At 34.9% G+C, this 18,790-nt stretch carries 16 protein-coding genes and 1 tRNA gene; 9 read left to right on the top strand and 8 right to left on the bottom strand.

Annotated features, from left to right (window positions below):
- Positions 1–112: 112 nt before the first annotated feature.
- Both AAEO57_RS11615 and AAEO57_RS11610 read right to left on the bottom strand, forming a co-directional pair.
- A complete protein-coding gene (locus AAEO57_RS11615) occupies positions 113–2,353 on the bottom strand; it encodes an RING finger protein (RefSeq protein WP_341692757.1) in 2,241 nt (746 codons plus the stop codon).
- A gap of 240 nt (positions 2,354–2,593) precedes the next feature.
- Positions 2,594–2,711 (bottom strand) — tRNA-OTHER (locus tag AAEO57_RS11610).
- Between the two features lie 291 nt (positions 2,712–3,002).
- Between AAEO57_RS11610 and AAEO57_RS11605 the strand changes: the two genes are divergently transcribed.
- The 7 genes from AAEO57_RS11605 to AAEO57_RS11575 all read left to right on the top strand — a co-directional run bounded on the left by AAEO57_RS11605 (position 3,003) and on the right by AAEO57_RS11575 (position 11,678).
- Complete coding sequence (locus AAEO57_RS11605) at positions 3,003–3,617, top strand: HD domain-containing protein (RefSeq protein ID WP_341692755.1); 615 nt, start codon at positions 3,003–3,005, stop codon at positions 3,615–3,617.
- A 256-nt stretch (positions 3,618–3,873) separates the two neighbouring features.
- Entirely contained in the window at positions 3,874–4,902 is a 1,029-nt protein-coding gene (locus AAEO57_RS11600) for a helix-turn-helix transcriptional regulator (protein WP_341692753.1), read from the top strand.
- A gap of 226 nt (positions 4,903–5,128) precedes the next feature.
- Positions 5,129–5,605, top strand: a complete 477-nt coding sequence (locus AAEO57_RS11595; RefSeq protein ID WP_341692751.1) for a MarR family winged helix-turn-helix transcriptional regulator — start codon at positions 5,129–5,131, stop codon at positions 5,603–5,605.
- Positions 5,606–5,655: 50 nt separating this feature from the next.
- Entirely contained in the window at positions 5,656–8,046 is a 2,391-nt protein-coding gene (locus AAEO57_RS11590) for a 3-hydroxyacyl-CoA dehydrogenase/enoyl-CoA hydratase family protein (protein ID WP_341692749.1), read from the top strand.
- A 111-nt stretch (positions 8,047–8,157) separates the two neighbouring features.
- Entirely contained in the window at positions 8,158–9,339 is a 1,182-nt protein-coding gene (locus AAEO57_RS11585) for a thiolase family protein (protein WP_341692747.1), read from the top strand.
- Between the two features lie 127 nt (positions 9,340–9,466).
- Positions 9,467–9,817 (top strand): four helix bundle protein, encoded by a 351-nt coding sequence (locus AAEO57_RS11580; RefSeq protein ID WP_341692745.1) that lies wholly within the window; start codon positions 9,467–9,469, stop codon positions 9,815–9,817.
- 55 nt (positions 9,818–9,872) lie between these two features.
- Positions 9,873–11,678, top strand: coding sequence for an acyl-CoA dehydrogenase family protein (locus tag AAEO57_RS11575; protein WP_341692743.1), 1,806 nt, complete (start codon positions 9,873–9,875; stop codon positions 11,676–11,678).
- A gap of 111 nt (positions 11,679–11,789) precedes the next feature.
- On the opposite strand, the gene AAEO57_RS11570 is transcribed toward AAEO57_RS11575, so the two are convergent.
- From AAEO57_RS11570 to AAEO57_RS11555, 4 genes are all read right to left on the bottom strand, one after another.
- Positions 11,790–12,275, bottom strand: coding sequence for a hypothetical protein (locus AAEO57_RS11570; protein ID WP_341692741.1), 486 nt, complete (start codon positions 12,273–12,275; stop codon positions 11,790–11,792).
- 70 nt (positions 12,276–12,345) lie between these two features.
- Positions 12,346–13,263 carry a transporter gene (locus AAEO57_RS11565; protein ID WP_341692739.1) on the bottom strand — a complete coding sequence of 306 codons (918 nt, stop codon included), beginning with the start codon at positions 13,261–13,263 and terminating at the stop codon, positions 12,346–12,348.
- A gap of 35 nt (positions 13,264–13,298) precedes the next feature.
- Positions 13,299–13,820 (bottom strand): DUF4251 domain-containing protein, encoded by a 522-nt coding sequence (locus AAEO57_RS11560; RefSeq protein WP_341692737.1) that lies wholly within the window; start codon positions 13,818–13,820, stop codon positions 13,299–13,301.
- A gap of 37 nt (positions 13,821–13,857) precedes the next feature.
- Positions 13,858–14,292 (bottom strand): META domain-containing protein, encoded by a 435-nt coding sequence (locus AAEO57_RS11555; RefSeq protein ID WP_341692735.1) that lies wholly within the window; start codon positions 14,290–14,292, stop codon positions 13,858–13,860.
- Between the two features lie 214 nt (positions 14,293–14,506).
- Here AAEO57_RS11555 and AAEO57_RS11550 point away from each other — a divergent pair, with 214 nt between their 5' ends.
- Together AAEO57_RS11550 and AAEO57_RS11545 are read left to right on the top strand one after the other, a co-directional pair.
- On the top strand, positions 14,507–15,034 hold the full coding sequence (locus tag AAEO57_RS11550) for a superoxide dismutase family protein (protein WP_341692733.1): 528 nt from the start codon (positions 14,507–14,509) through the stop codon (positions 15,032–15,034).
- A gap of 120 nt (positions 15,035–15,154) precedes the next feature.
- Positions 15,155–16,357 carry an LETM1-related biofilm-associated protein gene (locus AAEO57_RS11545; RefSeq protein WP_341692731.1) on the top strand — a complete coding sequence of 401 codons (1,203 nt, stop codon included), beginning with the start codon at positions 15,155–15,157 and terminating at the stop codon, positions 16,355–16,357.
- A 49-nt stretch (positions 16,358–16,406) separates the two neighbouring features.
- Here the strand turns inward: AAEO57_RS11545 and can are convergent, their stop codons facing one another.
- Positions 16,407–17,042, bottom strand: coding sequence for a carbonate dehydratase (gene can / locus AAEO57_RS11540; RefSeq protein WP_341692729.1), 636 nt, complete (start codon positions 17,040–17,042; stop codon positions 16,407–16,409).
- A gap of 93 nt (positions 17,043–17,135) precedes the next feature.
- Positions 17,136–18,785, bottom strand: coding sequence for a SulP family inorganic anion transporter (locus AAEO57_RS11535; protein ID WP_341692727.1), 1,650 nt, complete (start codon positions 18,783–18,785; stop codon positions 17,136–17,138).
- Positions 18,786–18,790: the final 5 nt, after the last annotated feature.

Below are 18,790 nucleotides of genomic sequence, written 5' to 3'. Positions count from 1 at the left end.
CGAAATGACAAACTGTACCTCTTCACAAGATTAAATTTACCAATCTTTGCGGAGACGCACAGCAGTGCGCCTCTACAAACCTTTGTTACTTTGTCACTTTGTCACTTTGCAACTAATCTACCAACAATTGTGTCACAACCGCTGGATTCATGGCCCATTGCGCTGTATAAACCTCATCGGCAATTTCATTTTCGGTGATTGTTAAACCTTGGGCTTCTGCTTTTAGCTGTAACAAACTACCAATATTCAATTTGCTGTTTAGTTTTGCCAACAACGCCTGAACGCCTTTGAAATCCAAACCGCCTACAACCTGACCTCCGAAAGTCATCTCTAACCAAACGATTTCTCTTTTGGCTACATCCAACACTCCAAAAACCAAACCTTTGGCAACATTCTGCGTCACACGAACCTGATGATCTACGCACGACGGATCGTACGCTACACCTGTTCGCTCCGAAATTTTCATCGGATATTTACTGTTCATCCAACCTACAACCAAATTTGGAGTTATACTTCCGTTGCTGTAAGCATTACAGGTAAAAGTCACAAATTTTGCATCGGCTTTCGCCAATTCGTCGATGTTGATGTTGATGTATTCAGCAGTTCCAATTTTATTCGGAATACTTCTGATATCACCACTATGCTGACAACCTGTTGTGGTTAATCGGCTGAAAGAGCAGATATCTGAACGTATTTCATATGCGATATGACAGCTTAAATCCATATCCAGATGTTGTGCCGGCAAATCTTTCCCCCATTGCATAAACAATCGTACTTCGTTTCCTTCAATTGGGAAACGTGTTCCCATTAAAGCAACTGGTAAATCCTGAACCGTTTCGCTTCGATCTCCTATAGAAACCGGAATGTTAAACAATTGCGGATCGATATAGATTGTTTTGTTGGTGTTCGCTATTTTCACAAATCGTTTTTTCATGGCCAAAAGACACAATTCTTCGATTTGATTTTTCATTGCTTCCAACTGAAAATCTTCGTACAACTTCAATAAAGCGTTTGCTTCAATTCGTTTGTTTGTTCCACCCAAAGGTTTCACGCTTCTCTGCATGTTTTTATCAAAATAATTTTGAGCATACATATTTAATGTAAACACCAATCTCGCTGGAACTTTATCGATGATTTCTTCAAAATGAGCAATAGTTTCATCCGCTCCAAACCAAAGCATATTCGAGAATAACGAACGTGCAAATAAACCTGGACGCTGTTTCAATAAAGCAAACGTTTTATCGGCATCAAATTTCAATCTTGACGAATTCACTTTGCTTTGCCAAACATCGTACACCTGGTTATAAAATACATCCATTAAAAAATTCAATTTCTCAAATCCTTTTCTTTTGCTGTATTCTGCCAAACGAAGCGCGCGGATAAAACGAACCCACATTCCTCTTTTTGGATGCATCGTTTCGCACATTGCTTCAACATCCATATTCATATTGTTTAACCAATTTGCGACCATTAAACATTCTTTTCGGGAATATTTTAGTTTCAAATCTTTTTGAGATGCAATTCTTGCCTGAGCGCTTGTATCTAACGAATTATGAAAATGCTGACCGTTTTTAGCCGCTCTTTTGATAATCGTTTTTGGTTCGATAATCTGCAGCATTCCGGTATTTTTATACCATAAATAACGCAAAATATCGGTTGGCGTTTTCAAAAACTGCGAAGCCAGATCTTCAGTGCCATTTTCAATCAAAAGATCGATCACCAGCATTAAAGTTTCCTTCATCGCCACTTCTGTTTTTGGCAAAGGCAAATACTTCATCGCCAATTTTAAACTATCTACCTGAGTAGCGTCTAAAGCGGTTTTAGATTGCAATAATGAGATATAGAAGTCATTTAAATCTTTTTCTGTCCAAAATTCAAGCATTTTCAATTTGCTTCCTTGACCGATATTTTCGAGTTTTCCAAATTCAAACGGAGTTCCGCAAAAAGGGCAACCATTGTATTTTTCTAACGGAAAAGTATTATCCGGGATAATATGTCCACATTTTAAAGTTGTTCCGTTTTTCACACCTAAAACATTCCAGAAATAAGTTAGAATATGATCTATAACAGATTCACCTGTTGGAATATTCCATTCTTTTACCAATGGCGTCCAGTTTTTATCTGTTCCTAAAACTTCTCTCAAAACTTCTAAAACCTCGATTTTATAATTCGGGGTCACATTGTTTAAAGCGTGAAGCAAAGTTTCAGAAAATGTAAATCCAAGTTTTGAAACATTGGCTAACAAAACGGATGTCGTTCCTGATAAATTTTTAACATGATTCGCAATCATTTCTGATGGAATGAAAATAGCATTTTGACGTAAACTGATTTTTAATAATTCTTTTGTTTTCATTTTTTTTAATTTTTAAAATTTAGATAATGGTGTTTCTGAGTTCTACCTAAAAGAGTTTTGAAGTAAGAAACACTTGACCTGAAATTGGAGTGTAATTGATGAACTATTTATCTGGTGGGTTTCCCCGAAGAAGTAAGTTGATCTTGACCCTCGTTTTTATTAATGATGATTTTAAAACTTGTTCGGACTCGAACCGAAAGTAGCCGTGTTCTGAAGTAAGTTTTAATTGACCATTAATTGTGAAGCAGATGGGATTCGAACCCACGACCCGGACATTAAAAATGTACGAAGTAAGTTTTGATTGACCTTTGATGGATAATTTCAAAACTACCTGCTCTAACCACTGAGCTACTGCCTCAATTATGATTATAAAATAAAAAGGTAATGGTGTAAGTGGTACATTGGAAAGTGTTTTCGAAGTAACTCAAACTTGACCTGTTTTATTCTTTTTTTTTATTTCTATGAACGTTTGTTTTTATTTCTTGAACAAAGATTTCAAAACTAGTGCGCAGTTATTTTGCGTAGTGAAATTTTTGTTTTCATTTTTTAGAAATACTATTTGTTTTATTTCCTGAACAAAGATTTCAAATTCACTACGCAATTATTTTGCGCAGTAAAAAAAGAATTTTAAATTTGAGTAAAAAAGATCATGGATTTAGATAAAATCTATTCTGAATTACTTCTGAATATTGGCTTTTCAACAAATGAAATTCAACAAAACTGGCAGGATTTAGAAAAAGCATATTCCAAGAAATCAAGGCATTATCATAATCTCACGCATTTAAAAGAAATGATCGAAAGTTTTGAAATGTATTGCGATAAACTTCAAAATCCTAACGAAATATTATTTTCTATTTTTTATCACGATTTTGTGTATTCGGCTTCTAAAAAAGATAACGAACTCAAAAGTGCTGAGTATGCTTTGTCGATTTTACCTGAAAATGTCAATCTAAATAAACAATTAGTCTTTGATGCCATCTGCGCCACACAACAGCATCAGCAAAACGCAATTGAAGACATCAACTGGTTAATTGATTTTGATTTGAAAATTCTGGCGAAAGACTGGGATGATTATAAAATCTATTTTGAACAAATTCGAAAAGAATATCGCATTTACCCTGATTTTCTATACAAACCCGGACGCGCCAAAGCGTTGAAACATTTTCTGGAGAATGAATTTATTTTTCAGACTGATGAGTTTAGGAGTTTGTATGAAGAGAAAGCGAGAATTAATATTGAGAACGAAATAAAGTTATTAAGCTAAAAATTGAATCTCGCAAAGACGCAGAGGCGCAAAGTTTTTATTTAAAGTATTAATTAAACGCACAGTTTGTCATTTCGACCGAAGGGAGAAATCACACGCGGGATTCGACAAAGATTGGAGACGTTCTGTGCGGAGTTTCTAGTGTGATTTCTCCCTTCGGTCGAAATGACAAGAAATGAGGAAAATCCTTTTAATCCTTAAAATCTGTGAAAAAAAAACTTTGCGCCTTTGTGCCTTTGTGGCAACACACACAACCATGTCACAAAACAAAAACGCCTTAATTCGATACAAAACGATCGATAAATGCCTGCAGAATAAATACAGGCAATGGACCTTGGAGGATTTAATAGAATGCTGTTCTGAAGCTTTATCTGAATATGAAGGACGTCAAAACCCCATCAGCAAACGAACTATTCAGATGGATATTCAGCTGATGCGAAGTGAAAAACTGGGTTATAACGCTCCGATCGTGGTGTACGATAAAAAATATTATAAATATGAAGACGACGATTTTTCGATAACCGATATTCCGCTGACGGAAACCGATATGAATGTCTTGACAGAAACGGTTTCGATGTTAAAGCAGTTCAAGGATTTCTCTCTATTTAATGACGTATCGGATATTTTACAGCGACTGGAAGATAAAATCTATGCTGAAAAGTCGCATACAAAACCGGTAATTTATCTGGATAAGAATGAAAAACTCAAAGGCCTTCATTACTTAGACGAAATATATCAGGCAATTATCAAAAAAATGGTTTTAATTATTACTTATAAATCTTTTAAATCACGAGACGAAACCAAATTTCATTTTCATCCTTTTATTTTGAAGGAATTTAATAATCGATGGTTTTTGGTTGGGAAGAAAAAAGCATCTCAACCTATAACCAACTTGGCTCTGGACAGGATCATTTCGATTGATTACGATTTTAATCTTCTGTATTTAGACGAAGATTTTGATGCCGAATCGTATTATAAAAATGTAATTGGGGTAACTGTTAACTCAGGTTTACAACCGAGACGAATCGAACTTTGGATTGATTCTGAGAATGCGCCTTATGTCCTGACAAAACCTTTGCATCATACACAAAGACTGATTCAGGAAAATGAGGATAAAAGCATTATTGTTCATCTTTTTGTGATTCCGAATTATGAAATGGAGCGCCTGCTATTGGGATTTGGCTGCGGAATCGAAATTCTTCGTCCGGAAAGTTTTAGAAAACGAATAAAGGAAACACTTCAAAAAACACTTGATAAATATGATGAACAAATCCCGACTGAATAAACCGGATTCTTCAAAAACATAAATCAGACACTTCATTTTATTATAACAATAATTATTGCTATGCTAAATTCATTAAAACTTAAAAAAAGAATGGTATATTTCAATTAAAAAGATTCCTTTAAAACCCACAAATTCAAAAACATTTACTAATTAACCTAAAATTTATCATAAATTAATATGCATGCATAGTATTTTTTGATTATATTTGAAATCGATATAGTTATTTATGAAAGATAAAACGATAGATTATATTTTAAGAGCCACCTGGCAAGCCGTTTCCCGAATGTATAACGAGGAAGCTGCTAAATATGATGCGACAATGGCAACGGGATTTGCACTTTTAAGCATTGATAAGGAAGAAGGAACTCCATCAACCGCCCTTGGTCCAAGAATGGGAATGGAAGCTACCAGTCTCACAAGAACATTAAAATCGATGGAAGACAAAGGTTTGATTGTTCGAAAGAAAAATCCAACTGACGGAAGAGGTGTTTTGATTTACCTGACCGAATTTGGAAAAGAAAAAAGAGAGTTATCTAAAAATACTGTTCTGAAATTTAATGAGACCGTTCGAAAACATGTTTCAGAAGAAAAGCTTCAGCATTTTATCGAAGTTTCTGAAATCATCAACGAATTAATTCAGGACAAAAACATATTTAATCACACGAGCGCCAGCGAACTGGCGAAGCAAACAGAAAATGAATAGGTTTTCCTAAAGCCAGTTTAAATTCTATTAAAAAAAATAAAATATCTAATATGAAACGCACAATTAAAAAAGTTGCTGTAATTGGATCCGGAATTATGGGTTCAGGTATAGCTTGTCATTTTGCCAACATTGGTGTCGAGGTTTTACTGCTTGACATCGTTCCCCGCGAACTGACTGAAGCTGAAGCTAAAAAAGGATTAACACTTGAAAGTAAAGCCGTTCGCAACCGTGTGGTAAACGAACATTTGGCGAATTCATTAAAATCAAAACCTTCTCCTATTTACAGTCAAAAATTCGCAAGCAGAATCACAACTGGAAATACAACTGATGATATGGCAAAAATTGCCAATGTGGACTGGATTATTGAGGTTGTAGTGGAACGTTTGGATATTAAAAAAACGGTTTTTGAACAAATCGAGAAATTCCGTAAACCGGGAACTTTAGTTACCTCTAATACTTCTGGAATTCCAATTCACTTTATGAGCGAAGGAAGAAGCGAAGATTTTCAACAACACTTCTGCGGAACTCACTTTTTTAACCCTGCGCGTTACTTAAAATTATTCGAAATTATTCCTGGTCCAAAAACTTCAACTGAAATATTGGATTTCTTGAACGAATACGGATCTAAATTCTTAGGGAAAACTTCGGTTGTTGCTAAAGATACTCCGGCGTTTATTGGAAACCGAATTGGTATTTACGGAATCCAGAGTTTATTCCACTTGGTGAAAGAAATGGGATTAACGATTGAAGAAGTTGATAAATTGACTGGTCCGGTTATCGGTCGTCCAAAATCGGCTACTTTCCGTACCGTTGATGTTGTTGGTTTGGATACTTTGGTACACGTTGCCAATGGTATTTACGAAAACTGCCCAACAGACGAACAACACGAATTGTTCAAACTTCCTGAATTTGTTACAAAAATGATGGAGAATAAATGGTTGGGAAGCAAAACCGGACAAGGTTTCTACAAAAAAGTAGATAAAGATATTCTTTCTCTTGACTTAGATACATTAGAATACCGTGCTGCGAAAAAAGCAAGTTTTGCTACATTAGAATTGACTAAAACTATCGATAAACCAATTGATCGTTTTAAAGTTTTGGTTAAAGGAACAGACAAAGCAGGAGAATTCTACCGTAAGAGTTTCGCTGGAATGTTTGCTTATGTGTCAAACAGAATTCCTGAAATCTCAGACGAATTATATAAAATTGATGATGCCATGAAAGCTGGTTTTGGATGGGAAAATGGTCCATTCGAAATCTGGGATGCTATCGGTGTTGCCAAAGGAATTGAAATCATGAAAGCTGAAGGTTTAGAGCCTGCTGCATGGGTTACTGAAATGCTGGCTTCTGGAAGCGAGAGTTTCTATACTGTAAAAGAAGGAGCGACTTATTTCTATAACATTCCAACAAAATCACAAGTAAAAGTTCCTGGACAAGATTCATTTATTATTCTGAACAACATTCGCGAAAGCAAAAAAGTTTGGAGCAACAGCGGTGCAATCATTCAGGATTTAGGAGATGGAATTTTGAACTTAGAATTCCAATCTAAAATGAATACAATTGGTGGTGATGTTCTACAAGCTATCAATAAAGCAATCGACTTATCTGAAAAAGAATATCAAGGTTTAGTTATTGGAAACCAAGCAGCGAATTTCTCTGTTGGGGCTAATATCGGAATGATTTTCATGATGGCGGTTGAGCAGGAATACGACGAATTGAACATGGCAATTAAATTGTTCCAAGATACCATGATGCGCGTTCGTTATTCTTCAATTCCAGTTGTAGTTGCGCCTCACGGAATGACTTTTGGTGGTGGATGCGAAATGAGCTTACACGCTGATAAAGTGGTTGCTGCTGCAGAAACGTATATGGGATTAGTTGAATTTGGTGTTGGCGTACTTCCTGGTGGTGGTGGATCTAAAGAAATGGCTTTAAGAGCTTCAGATTTATTCCGTAAAAACGATGTGGAATTGAATGTTCTTCAAGAATATTTTTTAACAATCGCTATGGCTAAAGTTTCAACTTCTGGTTACGAAGCTTTTGATACAGGACTTCTTCAACATGGAAAAGATGTTATCGTCGTAAACAAAGATCGTCAGATTGCTGAAGCTAAAAAACATGCTTTGTTAATGGCTGAAGCTGGTTATACACAACCAATCAGAAGAACGGATGTAAAAGTATTAGGAAAACAAGCTTTAGGTATGTTCTTAGTTGGAACAGATCAAATGGAAGCTGGAAAATACATTTCTGAGCACGATAAGAAAATCGCTAACAAACTGGCTTATGTAATGGCTGGAGGTGATTTATCTGAAGCAACTTTAGTATCTGAACAATATTTATTAGATATCGAACGTGAAGCTTTCTTGAGTTTATGTACAGAGCGTAAGACTTTAGAAAGAATTCAATACATGTTGACTAAAGGAAAACCGCTTCGTAACTAGAAAAATAGATAAAAGAAGAAAGAAGCAAGAGAAAAGACAAAACTCTGTTTTGAAATCTTGCTTCTTGCATCTTGCATCTTTCTTCTACCAATCTTAAAAAAACAAAAACAAATGAAAACAGCATATATAGTAAAAGCATATAGAACAGCAGTTGGAAAAGCTCCAAAAGGTGTTTTTAGATTTAAAAGACCTGATGAATTAGCTGCAGAAACCATTCAATTTATGATGGATGAACTGCCTGATTTTGACAAAAAACGTATCGATGACGTTATGGTAGGAAATGCAATGCCGGAAGCGGAACAAGGTTTAAACGTTGGGCGTTTAATCTCTTTGATGGGATTAAAAGTAGAAGACGTTCCTGGTGTTACCGTAAACCGTTACTGCGCATCTGGATTAGAAACTATCGGAATGGCGACTGCTAAAATCCAATCAGGAATGGCAGATTGTATCATCGCTGGTGGTGCAGAAAGTATGAGTTATATTCCGATGGGAGGTTACAAACCAACTCCGGATTATAAAGTTGCTGCTGCAGGTCACGAAGATTATTATTGGGGAATGGGCTTAACTGCTGAAGCGGTTGCTAATCAATATAAAATTTCAAGAGAAGATCAGGATGAGTTTGCTTACAACTCTCACATGAAAGCGTTGAAAGCGCAGGCAGAAGGAAAATTTGACAAACAAATCGTTCCAATTACTGTTGAGCAGACTTTCATCAATGAAAATGGTAAAAAAGAAACTAAATCATACGTTGTAAATAAAGACGAAGGTCCAAGAGCAGGAACTTCTAAGGAAGCTTTAGCAGGTTTAAAACCAGTTTTCGCTGCTGACGGAAGCGTAACTGCTGGTAACTCTTCTCAAATGAGTGATGGTGCTGCTTTTGTTTTAATCATGAGCGAAGAAATGGTAAAAGAATTAAACCTTGAACCAATTGCACGTTTGGTAAACTTTGCTTCTTCTGGTGTTGAACCAAGAATTATGGGTATCGGTCCTGTAAAAGCAATTCCGAAAGCATTAAAGCAAGCGGGATTAACATTGAATGATATCGAATTAATTGAATTAAACGAGGCTTTTGCTTCACAAGCTTTAGCAGTAACTCGTGAGTTAAATATCAACCCAGATATCGTAAACGTAAACGGTGGAGCGATCGCTTTAGGTCACCCGCTGGGATGTACAGGAGCGAAACTTTCTGTTCAGTTGTTTGATGAAATGAAACGCAGAGGTAATAAATACGGAATTGTGAGTATGTGTGTGGGTACTGGGCAAGGTTCTGCGGGGATTTACGAGGTGTTGTAGTTTTTTAAGAGGAAAGAAGCAAGAAGCAAGACTTAATTTTGAGATGAATATGTTCTGAAAAAAACGGTTTTAAAAAGTAGTAAAAAACTTACTTTTAATTTTTCTTTCTTATCTTGCCTCAAAAAACATGAAACACAATTTTAAGAATTTGAAAATTTGGATTTTAGCTATGGAAATCACTAATGATATCTATAAATTAACCGCCACTTTTCCGAAATCAGAAACGTACAGTTTAACAAGTCAAATGAATAGATGTTCTGTTTCAATGCCTTCTAATATTGCTGAAGGTTCAAACAGAGGAAATAAACATTTTCAGCATTATTTGAATATTAGTTTAGGTTCGTCATTTGAATTACAAACACAATTATTGATAGCTTTTCAAAATGATTATCTATCCAAGACAAAAACAGAAGAAATAGAAAACAAAATAATTGAATTTCAAAAGATGACCACAGGCTTCATAAATAAGTTAGATTAAAAATCTTGCTTCTTGCTTCTTGCTTCTTTCATCTTTTACCTAAACAAAAAATAAAATGGCAGATACAATCGAGAAAAACGTAACCCGTGGTGGTCAGTTTTTAGTTAAAGAAACAAAATGCGAGGATATCTTCACACCAGAAGATTTCTCGGAAGAGCAGTTAATGATGCGTGACTCTGTAAAAGAGTTCGTTGACAAAGAATTATGGGCGCATAAAGATCGTTTTGAGAAAAAAGATTACGCTTATACAGAATCATCTATGCGTAAAGCTGGTGAACTAGGACTTCTTGGAGTCGCTGTTCCTGAAGAATACGGCGGATTAGGAATGGGATTTGTTTCTACAATGTTAGTTTGTGACTACATTTCCGGAGCAACAGGTTCTTTCTCAACTGCTTTTGGTGCTCACACAGGAATTGGAACTATGCCAATTACACTTTACGGTACTGAAGAACAAAAGAAAAAATACGTTCCGAAATTGGCTTCTGGAGAATGGTTTGGAGCTTACTGTTTAACTGAGCCAGGTGCAGGATCTGATGCTAACTCAGGAAAAACTAAAGCAGTTTTATCTGAAGACGGAACTCATTATTTAATTACAGGACAAAAAATGTGGATTTCGAATGCAGGTTTCTGTAGCGTTTTCATCGTTTTTGCTCGTATTGGAGATGATAAAAATATTACAGGTTTCATCGTAGAAAACGATCCTTCAAACGGAATTTCTATGAATGAAGAAGAGCATAAATTAGGAATCCGTGCTTCTTCTACTCGTCAGGTTTTCTTCAACGAAACAAAAGTTCCAGTTGAAAACATGTTATCTGAAAGAGGAAACGGTTTTAAAATCGCAATGAATGCTTTAAACGTTGGGCGTATTAAATTGGCTGCTGCTTGTTTAGATGCACAAAGAAGAGTTACTTCTGGAGCTGTAAAATATGCTAACGAAAGAATTCAGTTCAATACTTCTATTTCAACTTTTGGAGCAATTCGTTCTAAATTAGCTGAAATGGCAACTAGCGCATACGCTGGAGAAAGTGCTTCTTACCGTGCTGCAAAAGATATCGAAGACAGAATCGCTGCTCGTGAAGCAGAAGGAACTTCTCATCAGGAAGCAGAATTGAAAGGTGTTGAAGAATATGCTATCGAGTGTTCTATCCTGAAAGTAGCGGTTTCTGAAGATATTCAAAACTGTTCTGACGAAGGAATTCAGATTTTTGGTGGAATGGGATTCTCTGAAGATACTCCAATGGAAAGTGCCTGGAGAGATGCTCGTATCGCTCGTATCTACGAAGGAACAAACGAAATCAACAGAATGCTTTCTGTAGGTATGTTGATTAAAAAAGCAATGAAAGGTCATGTTGATTTACTTGGACCAGCAATGAAAGTTCAAGAAGAATTAATGGGAATTCCATCTTTTGATACTCCAGATTTCTCTGAATTATTTGCAGAAGAAAAAGTAATCGTGGCTAACTTGAAAAAAGTTTTCTTAATGGTTGCCGGAAGCGCTGTTCAAAAATATGGTCCAGATTTAGATTCTCATCAGCAATTATTAATGGCTGCTGCTGATATTTTGATCGAAATCTACATGGCTGAAAGTACAATTTTGAGAACTGAGAAATTAGCAAAAACTCAATGCGAAGACAAAGTTCAGGAGCAAATCGCTATGGCAAAATTATACTTGTACAAAGCGGTTGATATCGTAAACTCAAGAGGAAAAGAAGGAATCGCTTCATTCTCTGAAGGTGATGAGCAACGTATGATGTTAATGGGACTTAAACGTTTCACAAAATATACTAATCTGCCAAACGTGGTAGCTTTGAGAGAAAAAATCGCAGAAAAATTAGTTGCAGAAAATTCATACTGTTTCTAATATTCACAATAGTTTTTTAGCTTTTAATTTGTTAAATCCGCATTTGTCCCGAAACAAATGCGGATTTTTTATTTTGAGATTTAAAATCTTAAGCTCTTAGTCTGAAGGAGACTACATTTGAACTTTTGTTTTATCTAACTCACCTATAAAAGGAATAGACTCCTGAATTTTATTACGAATTACGGTCTGCAAGTAAACTTCTAACTGAATGAACTTTGCCGCATTAATTGCTCCAATCGCTTTTTTTGCCTGACTATAAGTTTTTGAGTATAATTTTTCATAATCCTGATTATTTTTCAAAGCACCTTTGGCTAATTCGTCTGCTTTTTCTTCTGTAAGGGTTGCATAATTTACCGCATAATCATTAATCAGTTTTAACTTTGTTTGTCCAAGTGTTTTTCGTACCGATTCATAATTTTCGTAAACCTTTGTAAAAGCTGCTGCCTGTGTTTCTGAGAGATTCATATATTCTCTCACAAGATCACTTTTGGTTTTTCCGTAAAAACTCTGTATTAAATCTACATCATCTTTGTAGGACTGAGCTTGAGATGTAAATGAGACAATTACTAAAATAAGAACGATACTTAATTTTTTCATATTTTTAATTTTAAGTTGATTTATAAATATTCTATACTCAATAAATAAAATATTCAAACACATTTTTTCCCTAAAAGAAAGAATACTGATACGCCGCAGTCAATGCATAATAATTTAACCCGTTATTAGTGTAAGCTCCTACATGATATTGAAATCGGAGTGATTGTCCTTTGCCTATTGGTGTAGAAAATGTTCCGCCAATACGCCAGTTATCAATTTCGCTGTCATCAGAAACACCATCTATGATTGTTTTACCTCCAAAAAACCAGTTGGTATTAAAACCAAGCCACATATTATTTTTGAAATAATAACTTGCATGTCCCTGCAAACTATAAGTGTGTTTCTGTTCCAGTTTTTTACCTAAAAAATCATTATTATCGGTGTAAAACCAGATTCCGCCATAAAGCTCTGCATATACATGGGAAAATCGTTTAGAAATACCTATTTCAGGCTTAAATGCCCAACGGTTTGTTCCTATATTAATTCGTTTGTCACCATAATATTTTCCTGTTGGAATTGAGGTTACCAGACTGACCCCTAAAATTGTCTTTTGCTCATAATTCCTGAATTCGGATTTATCAAGAGCCGGAGATCCCAGCAAATTGATTCCAAATCGGATTTTTGTATCTCCGAAACCTGTTCTGGAGCCTGTTAAAAGTTCTCCGCTTACATTGGCAGATCCATCCATAAAAGAATATGGCACTGCTATTTGTATACGTGCCAGTTTATTTGCCAATCCAAATGTTCTTACATAAGTAGCTAAAAGATTGTGGCTTTGAATTGTAAAATCATAAATAGGTAATGATGGCTCTGTCAATACGTTTCCATCTATAAAAGCATATCCAACCGAAGCTACATTTAATTTTTCAGGAACATTGGCATAAACTCTGGGTTCTAAATCCTGACTATAAACAGACATTACAAATAAGAAAGAGCATAATGTAAAAAAATGCTTTTCTAATAGGGCATAAAATATTTTTTCTGGCATAAATCAGCGGTTTCAGAACATTATATCCTATTTCTTTATTCTTTAATTTCTTCCGGTTTTGGCGCATGAATTTCACCATCATAAGAAATAAAAGCCCTATTATTACTATTGACAGAAAGAGATGTTCCTCCATCAAAATAAACTGAAAAAAGAAGGTCATAAACATCCTCTTTGCCTTTTACAGTCGCCTTTACATTATATGACTTTTTCTTTTTTTCAATTTGAATATTTTCAGGAACTCCTTCAAATTTTATCCCGCCATCGCCTCCTCCGTAAGGCACATTAAATGCACGCCCAAAAAAAGGCAGATCGCAGGTTGTCTTAGTTTCATTAAATTTTAAAAAATAGGTATTATAGTCTAAATTCAGAAGTCTACCTCCTTGAGGCATGGCTTTTTGTGCTTCAAAAACAAAATTTTTAGAATCAATCATGGCTTCGATTTCTTTTTGTTTTTGCAATTCTCTTTCTGCTTTTAACTGTTTCTTTGATTTTTCCTGAGCTAAAACCGGAAAAACTAAAAAACATAATAATACTAATAGGCATAATTTACTTTTCATAAAACAAATATTTATTAGTTAATTAAGAAACAAAAAACTATTTTTTGGTGAATCGCATAGCAGTGATATTGCCTGAGATAAGATTTAGTGTCTTACCATCATCAGTTATAGTATAGGTGGTTATTTTTTGGAGTGTACTCATATAAACCTGTTCCCCCTGTCCATCCATACACATCATTTTCGTCATCGCCATCGGCTGTGTAAAATCAATTTTATTTCCCGTAACATTTAGCTTTCCGGAAAAGGAGTTACAGCTGCTATTACCAGAAACCTGATTTTCTTTAATATTAAAAATTATTGTTGGTTTTTTATCTGGATATAGACCCTCAAAAGCGATTCGGGGTCCTGTTATATAATTCAGTTCCCAGTTCCCTTCTAATTCAGAAACAGCATTCTTTTTTTTACATTTAAAAACGTTACAGGAAATTAATATGAAACTGCAAAATATAAGTACGGAAACATTCTTCATCATAATCTTAAGAATTTAAATATTAATGAATTAGAAAAACAGAAAACAGGATTTTTTTATTAAATACCTATACGAATTTAAGGATTATTTTTTAGTTCACCATCCAAAGCAAATTAAATTAAAACAAATAGTTTTAGATTTTTTTAACGTAAACAGTTAATGATTTTCTTAGGTTTTAAGCTAAATTTACTTAAATTTTAATTTAAATGCCTCACTTATGAAAAAAATAATTGTTTCTTTCGCAATAATTGCAGTCTTAATAATTGGCTGTAAGACCAGTACAAAATCAAATGACACAAAAACTTTAACGGTAAATTTAGAGCCAAAAAGTAATAGCACAGTTACCGGGACTGCAACCTTTACCGAGAAAAACGGCAAAGTGACTTTTACGGCAAAAATAGCAGGTCTGCAGCCGGGAGTACACGCTATACACATTCACGAAAAATCAGATTGTTCTGCTGCTGACGGAAGTTCTGCAGGTGGGCACTGGAATCCAACCTTTAAAAAACATGGGAAATGGGGAGCTGGCGAATATCACAAAGGTGATATCGGTAATTTTACAGCTGATGCAAATGGCAACGGAACTATAACCCTGACCACAGACGAATGGGCAATTGGAGGTGATGACGAAACCAAAAACATCTTAGGAAAAGGGCTAATTGTTCATCAGGGCGCTGATGATTTTACTACCCAGCCAACTGGGAATGCAGGAGGTAGAGTTGCCTGCGCAGGAATCATTAAATAAATAAATCTATAAAAACGTAAATTAACCACTATTTTCACAAAATTTAGTGGTTATTTCATTAAAAATTAACCTTAACACAAGAAAAAGATATAGCTTTGTATCCTCAAATTTAAAAGTTAAATGATTAACCCATCGGCACCAGGCTGGATAGATAAGTTTTTTAGCGAACAAAAGTTTTCAGAAGCAATTCCTTTTGAAAATCCGGATTCGTTTTACTATAAGGTCAGAGAAACCGGTTTTATCTACGGGCACATCATTTCTATTGATTCTCAAATTCCAATTCAGATAAAAGGCTGGTTTAAAAGTGAAATTTCAAAAACAGCTTTATTAAACACTTTATATAATGTTTTCTGTCTGGAAAAAAAGAATTCGGAACCTGAAAATTTCATAACTGAAGTTTTAAAATTTTATAAAGAAATGAATCCGGAAGGGTTTAATTTATTTAAAATGCTGCTTCCAAAAGATACTCCTGCCCTTTCTTTAGAAAATATAATCGATCAGAGGGTACAGACAAACGACAGCATCATTAGTAAAAACTTTTCGCATTTAGTAACCAATGCACTTTTATTCATAGATGTACTGGCTTTCAGGCAATATCTGGAACATGGCGCTATCCCCGACAAATACCTCAAAAGAATTGAAGAAACTGTTCTTGGAATTGTAGGTTTAGCGTTAAAAACTAAGACGATAAAATCCCAGCACGACGATTTACTGATTAAACTTTTTGAAGCTTCAATTCGATACTCAAAATTTTCAAAAGTAACTGTTGAAACTTTAGAAACCTTAAATCTTGATTATTTTAAAAATAAACTGGAACAGTATTATTTAATCGACATGGCGGGAATGGCTTTGTGGAGTGACGGAGTTGTGGAAAATGAAGAAGCTTATTTTTTATATTCACTTGGTTCAATGATGGAAGTTTCAGATGATTTTGTAACCAGGAGCATCAATACGACTAATGCATTTATAACCACCCATAAAAAGGAAATTCCGTATTTCAATTATTCAAATCCGGTAAAGCATTTTTATGATCAAATGACGCATACGGTTATAAAATTAATTATTCGCAACAAAAACAGGCTTTTAAAAGAAATTGTCCAGAGTAAGGAATTGATGGTTTTACTGGCTTATTCTACAACAAGGGATTTAGATGCCAAAGAAAAGAAAAAAGTAAAAAAACAGCTTTTGGATATCTGCAAAACTATTCCGTCACTGACAATTTTTTTACTTCCGGGTGGCAGCCTGTTATTGCCTATTTTAATAAAATTTATTCCAACAATGCTGCCATCAGCTTTTAATGAAAATCTTGACGAAAATGAATAAAAAAAATCGCCTAAACTGGCGATTTTTTTATTCTGATATTTTTTTTAGATTATAAATCCAACTGATAAACACTATCAAGTTCATCGTTTGAACTAATAGTCACATTCAGATCAGTTACAAATCCTGAATTCAGTCCATAAACCCAACCATGAAGCATTAGATCCTGTCCATTTTTCCAAGCTCCCTGAACAATAGATGTTTTAGCTAAATTGTAAACCTGTTCTTTTGCATTTATTTCAACAAAAGCATTGAAACGCTCTGTTTCATCTTCAATTGAATTTAAATATTTATCATGCAAACGGTATTCGTCTTTAATATGACGAATCCAGTTATCAATTATTCCTACTGACATATTTCCCATTGCAGCTTTTACACCACCACAACCATAATGTCCGCAAACAATAACATGCTTTACTTTTAGAACATTTACTGCGTAATCCAGAACACTCAGCATATTCATATCTGAGTGGACAACCATATTTGCAATGTTTCTGTGTACAAAAACTTCTCCCGGTTTTGCTCCAACAATTTCATTTGCAGGAACACGGCTATCAGAACATCCAATCCATAATAATGGTGGCTGTTGCCCTTTTGCCAAATCGGCAAAATAGTTCGGGTCTTTTGCTAATGAAGTTTCAACCCATTTTTTATTATTTTCTAATAACTGCTTATAAAATTCTTTCATTGTTTTTATTTTTTGAATGGTATTTCTATGTAAAGTTATCTAAATTTTGATGTTTTTCACTTCATAGAAATACTTTAATTTATTTAATTTGTTTTAAAAATCTTCCTTCACTTCTTGTTTTTTCACCAATGCCCTTTTAGCCACATCATAATAATGTTCTATAGAAACGTGGTTATTGTTATCAGGAGTGTTCTCCAGCTCATAAGCCTCCTTGAATCCTTTAAGCTTTACCTTGATATTTTCATCAATGGCACGTGTTTCTTTAAATTCTCTAATCAGATCAAGTACATCGTGAGCAATATACTCCGTATCATGCGCATTAATAATGACTTTTGAATTCTCAGGAATATCATTTAAAGTCTGTTTGATAGCTGCTTTATTCAAAAATGAGACTTCCTGAGCTAAATCAATATGAATAATGTCACCATCTTCGTATTCTTCTTTTTTGAAATTGTAAGCTCTCTTCAAGTTCCCTCTCAATACAAAAATGATACTGATTATGATTCCCAACGCAACACCTTTCAGCAGATCCGTAGCAACAACAAAGACTAATGTCGCAATAAAAGGAACAAACTGGTATTTCCCCTTTTCCCAGAAATGCATGAAAGTTGCTGGTTTTGCTAATTTATATCCCACTAAAATCAAAACAGTCGCCAAAGTTGCCAATGGAATCTTGTTTAAAATTGCCGGAATCGATAATACACTGATTAATAAAAGAACCCCGTGAATGATAGTGGACATTTTAGATTTTGCCCCTGCATTGTTGTTTGCAGACGACCTAACCACAACTGATGTCATTGGCAAACCTCCTAAAAGGGAACTGATAACATTTCCTACCCCTTGTGCCTTAAGCTCAACATTTGTATCTGTATAACGTTTTTGAACATCCATACGATCTGAAGCTTCAATACACAAAAGTGTTTCAATAGAAGCCACAATGGCAATTGTAACTCCTACAACCCAAACTTGCGGGTTTGTTATGGCAGAAAAATTTGGTGTCACGATAATCGCCTTAAAATCATCAAAAGATTTTGGAACCGGCAAAGAAACCAAATGTTCTTTTCCGATAGCAAGTGTACTTCCGGAAGAGATAAAAAACTCATTCAATACTACTCCCAAAATTACAGCTACCAGAGCACCAGGAACCAATTTTAATCTCTTTAAAAAAGGAACTTTGTCCCAGGAAATCAAAATAACCAATGATATCAGAGAAATCACTACAGCTCCTAACTGAATATGATTGATTACATCAAATAAAAACGAAAAAGAATTGCTTCCGTCATTTTGAATAAAGGCCTGATCTCCTTCATAATCGGCATCATAACCAAAAGCATGTGGGATTTGCTTCAGGATAATAATAATTCCGATACCTGCAAGCATACCTTCGATTACGTTTGTCGGAAAGTAATTTGATATACTTCCGGCTTTTAAAAATCCTAGTGCTAACTGAATTACCCCTGCTATAAAAACAGAAAGTAAAAACACATCAAAAGCACCAAAATCGGTAATAGCAGTTAATACAATTGCAGTTAATCCGGCTGCAGGTCCTGAAACGCTGATATGTGACTGGCTTAAGTAACCAACCACAATTCCGCCAATAACACCCGCAATAATTCCCGAAAATAAAGGTGCGCCCGAAGCCATTGCAATACCTAAACACAATGGAAGAGCCACCAGAAAAACCACTAAACCTGAAGCAAAGTCAGATTTTAGGCTGGCAAAAAGATTTATTTTTTTTGTCATAATAC

The sequence above is a fragment of the Flavobacterium calami genome (assembly GCF_038290035.1).
Classification (GTDB): Bacteria; Bacteroidota; Bacteroidia; order Flavobacteriales; family Flavobacteriaceae; genus Flavobacterium; species Flavobacterium calami.
Note: the sequence above shows the minus strand (reverse complement) of the source record. Positions and strands in the feature narration are given on the sequence as shown.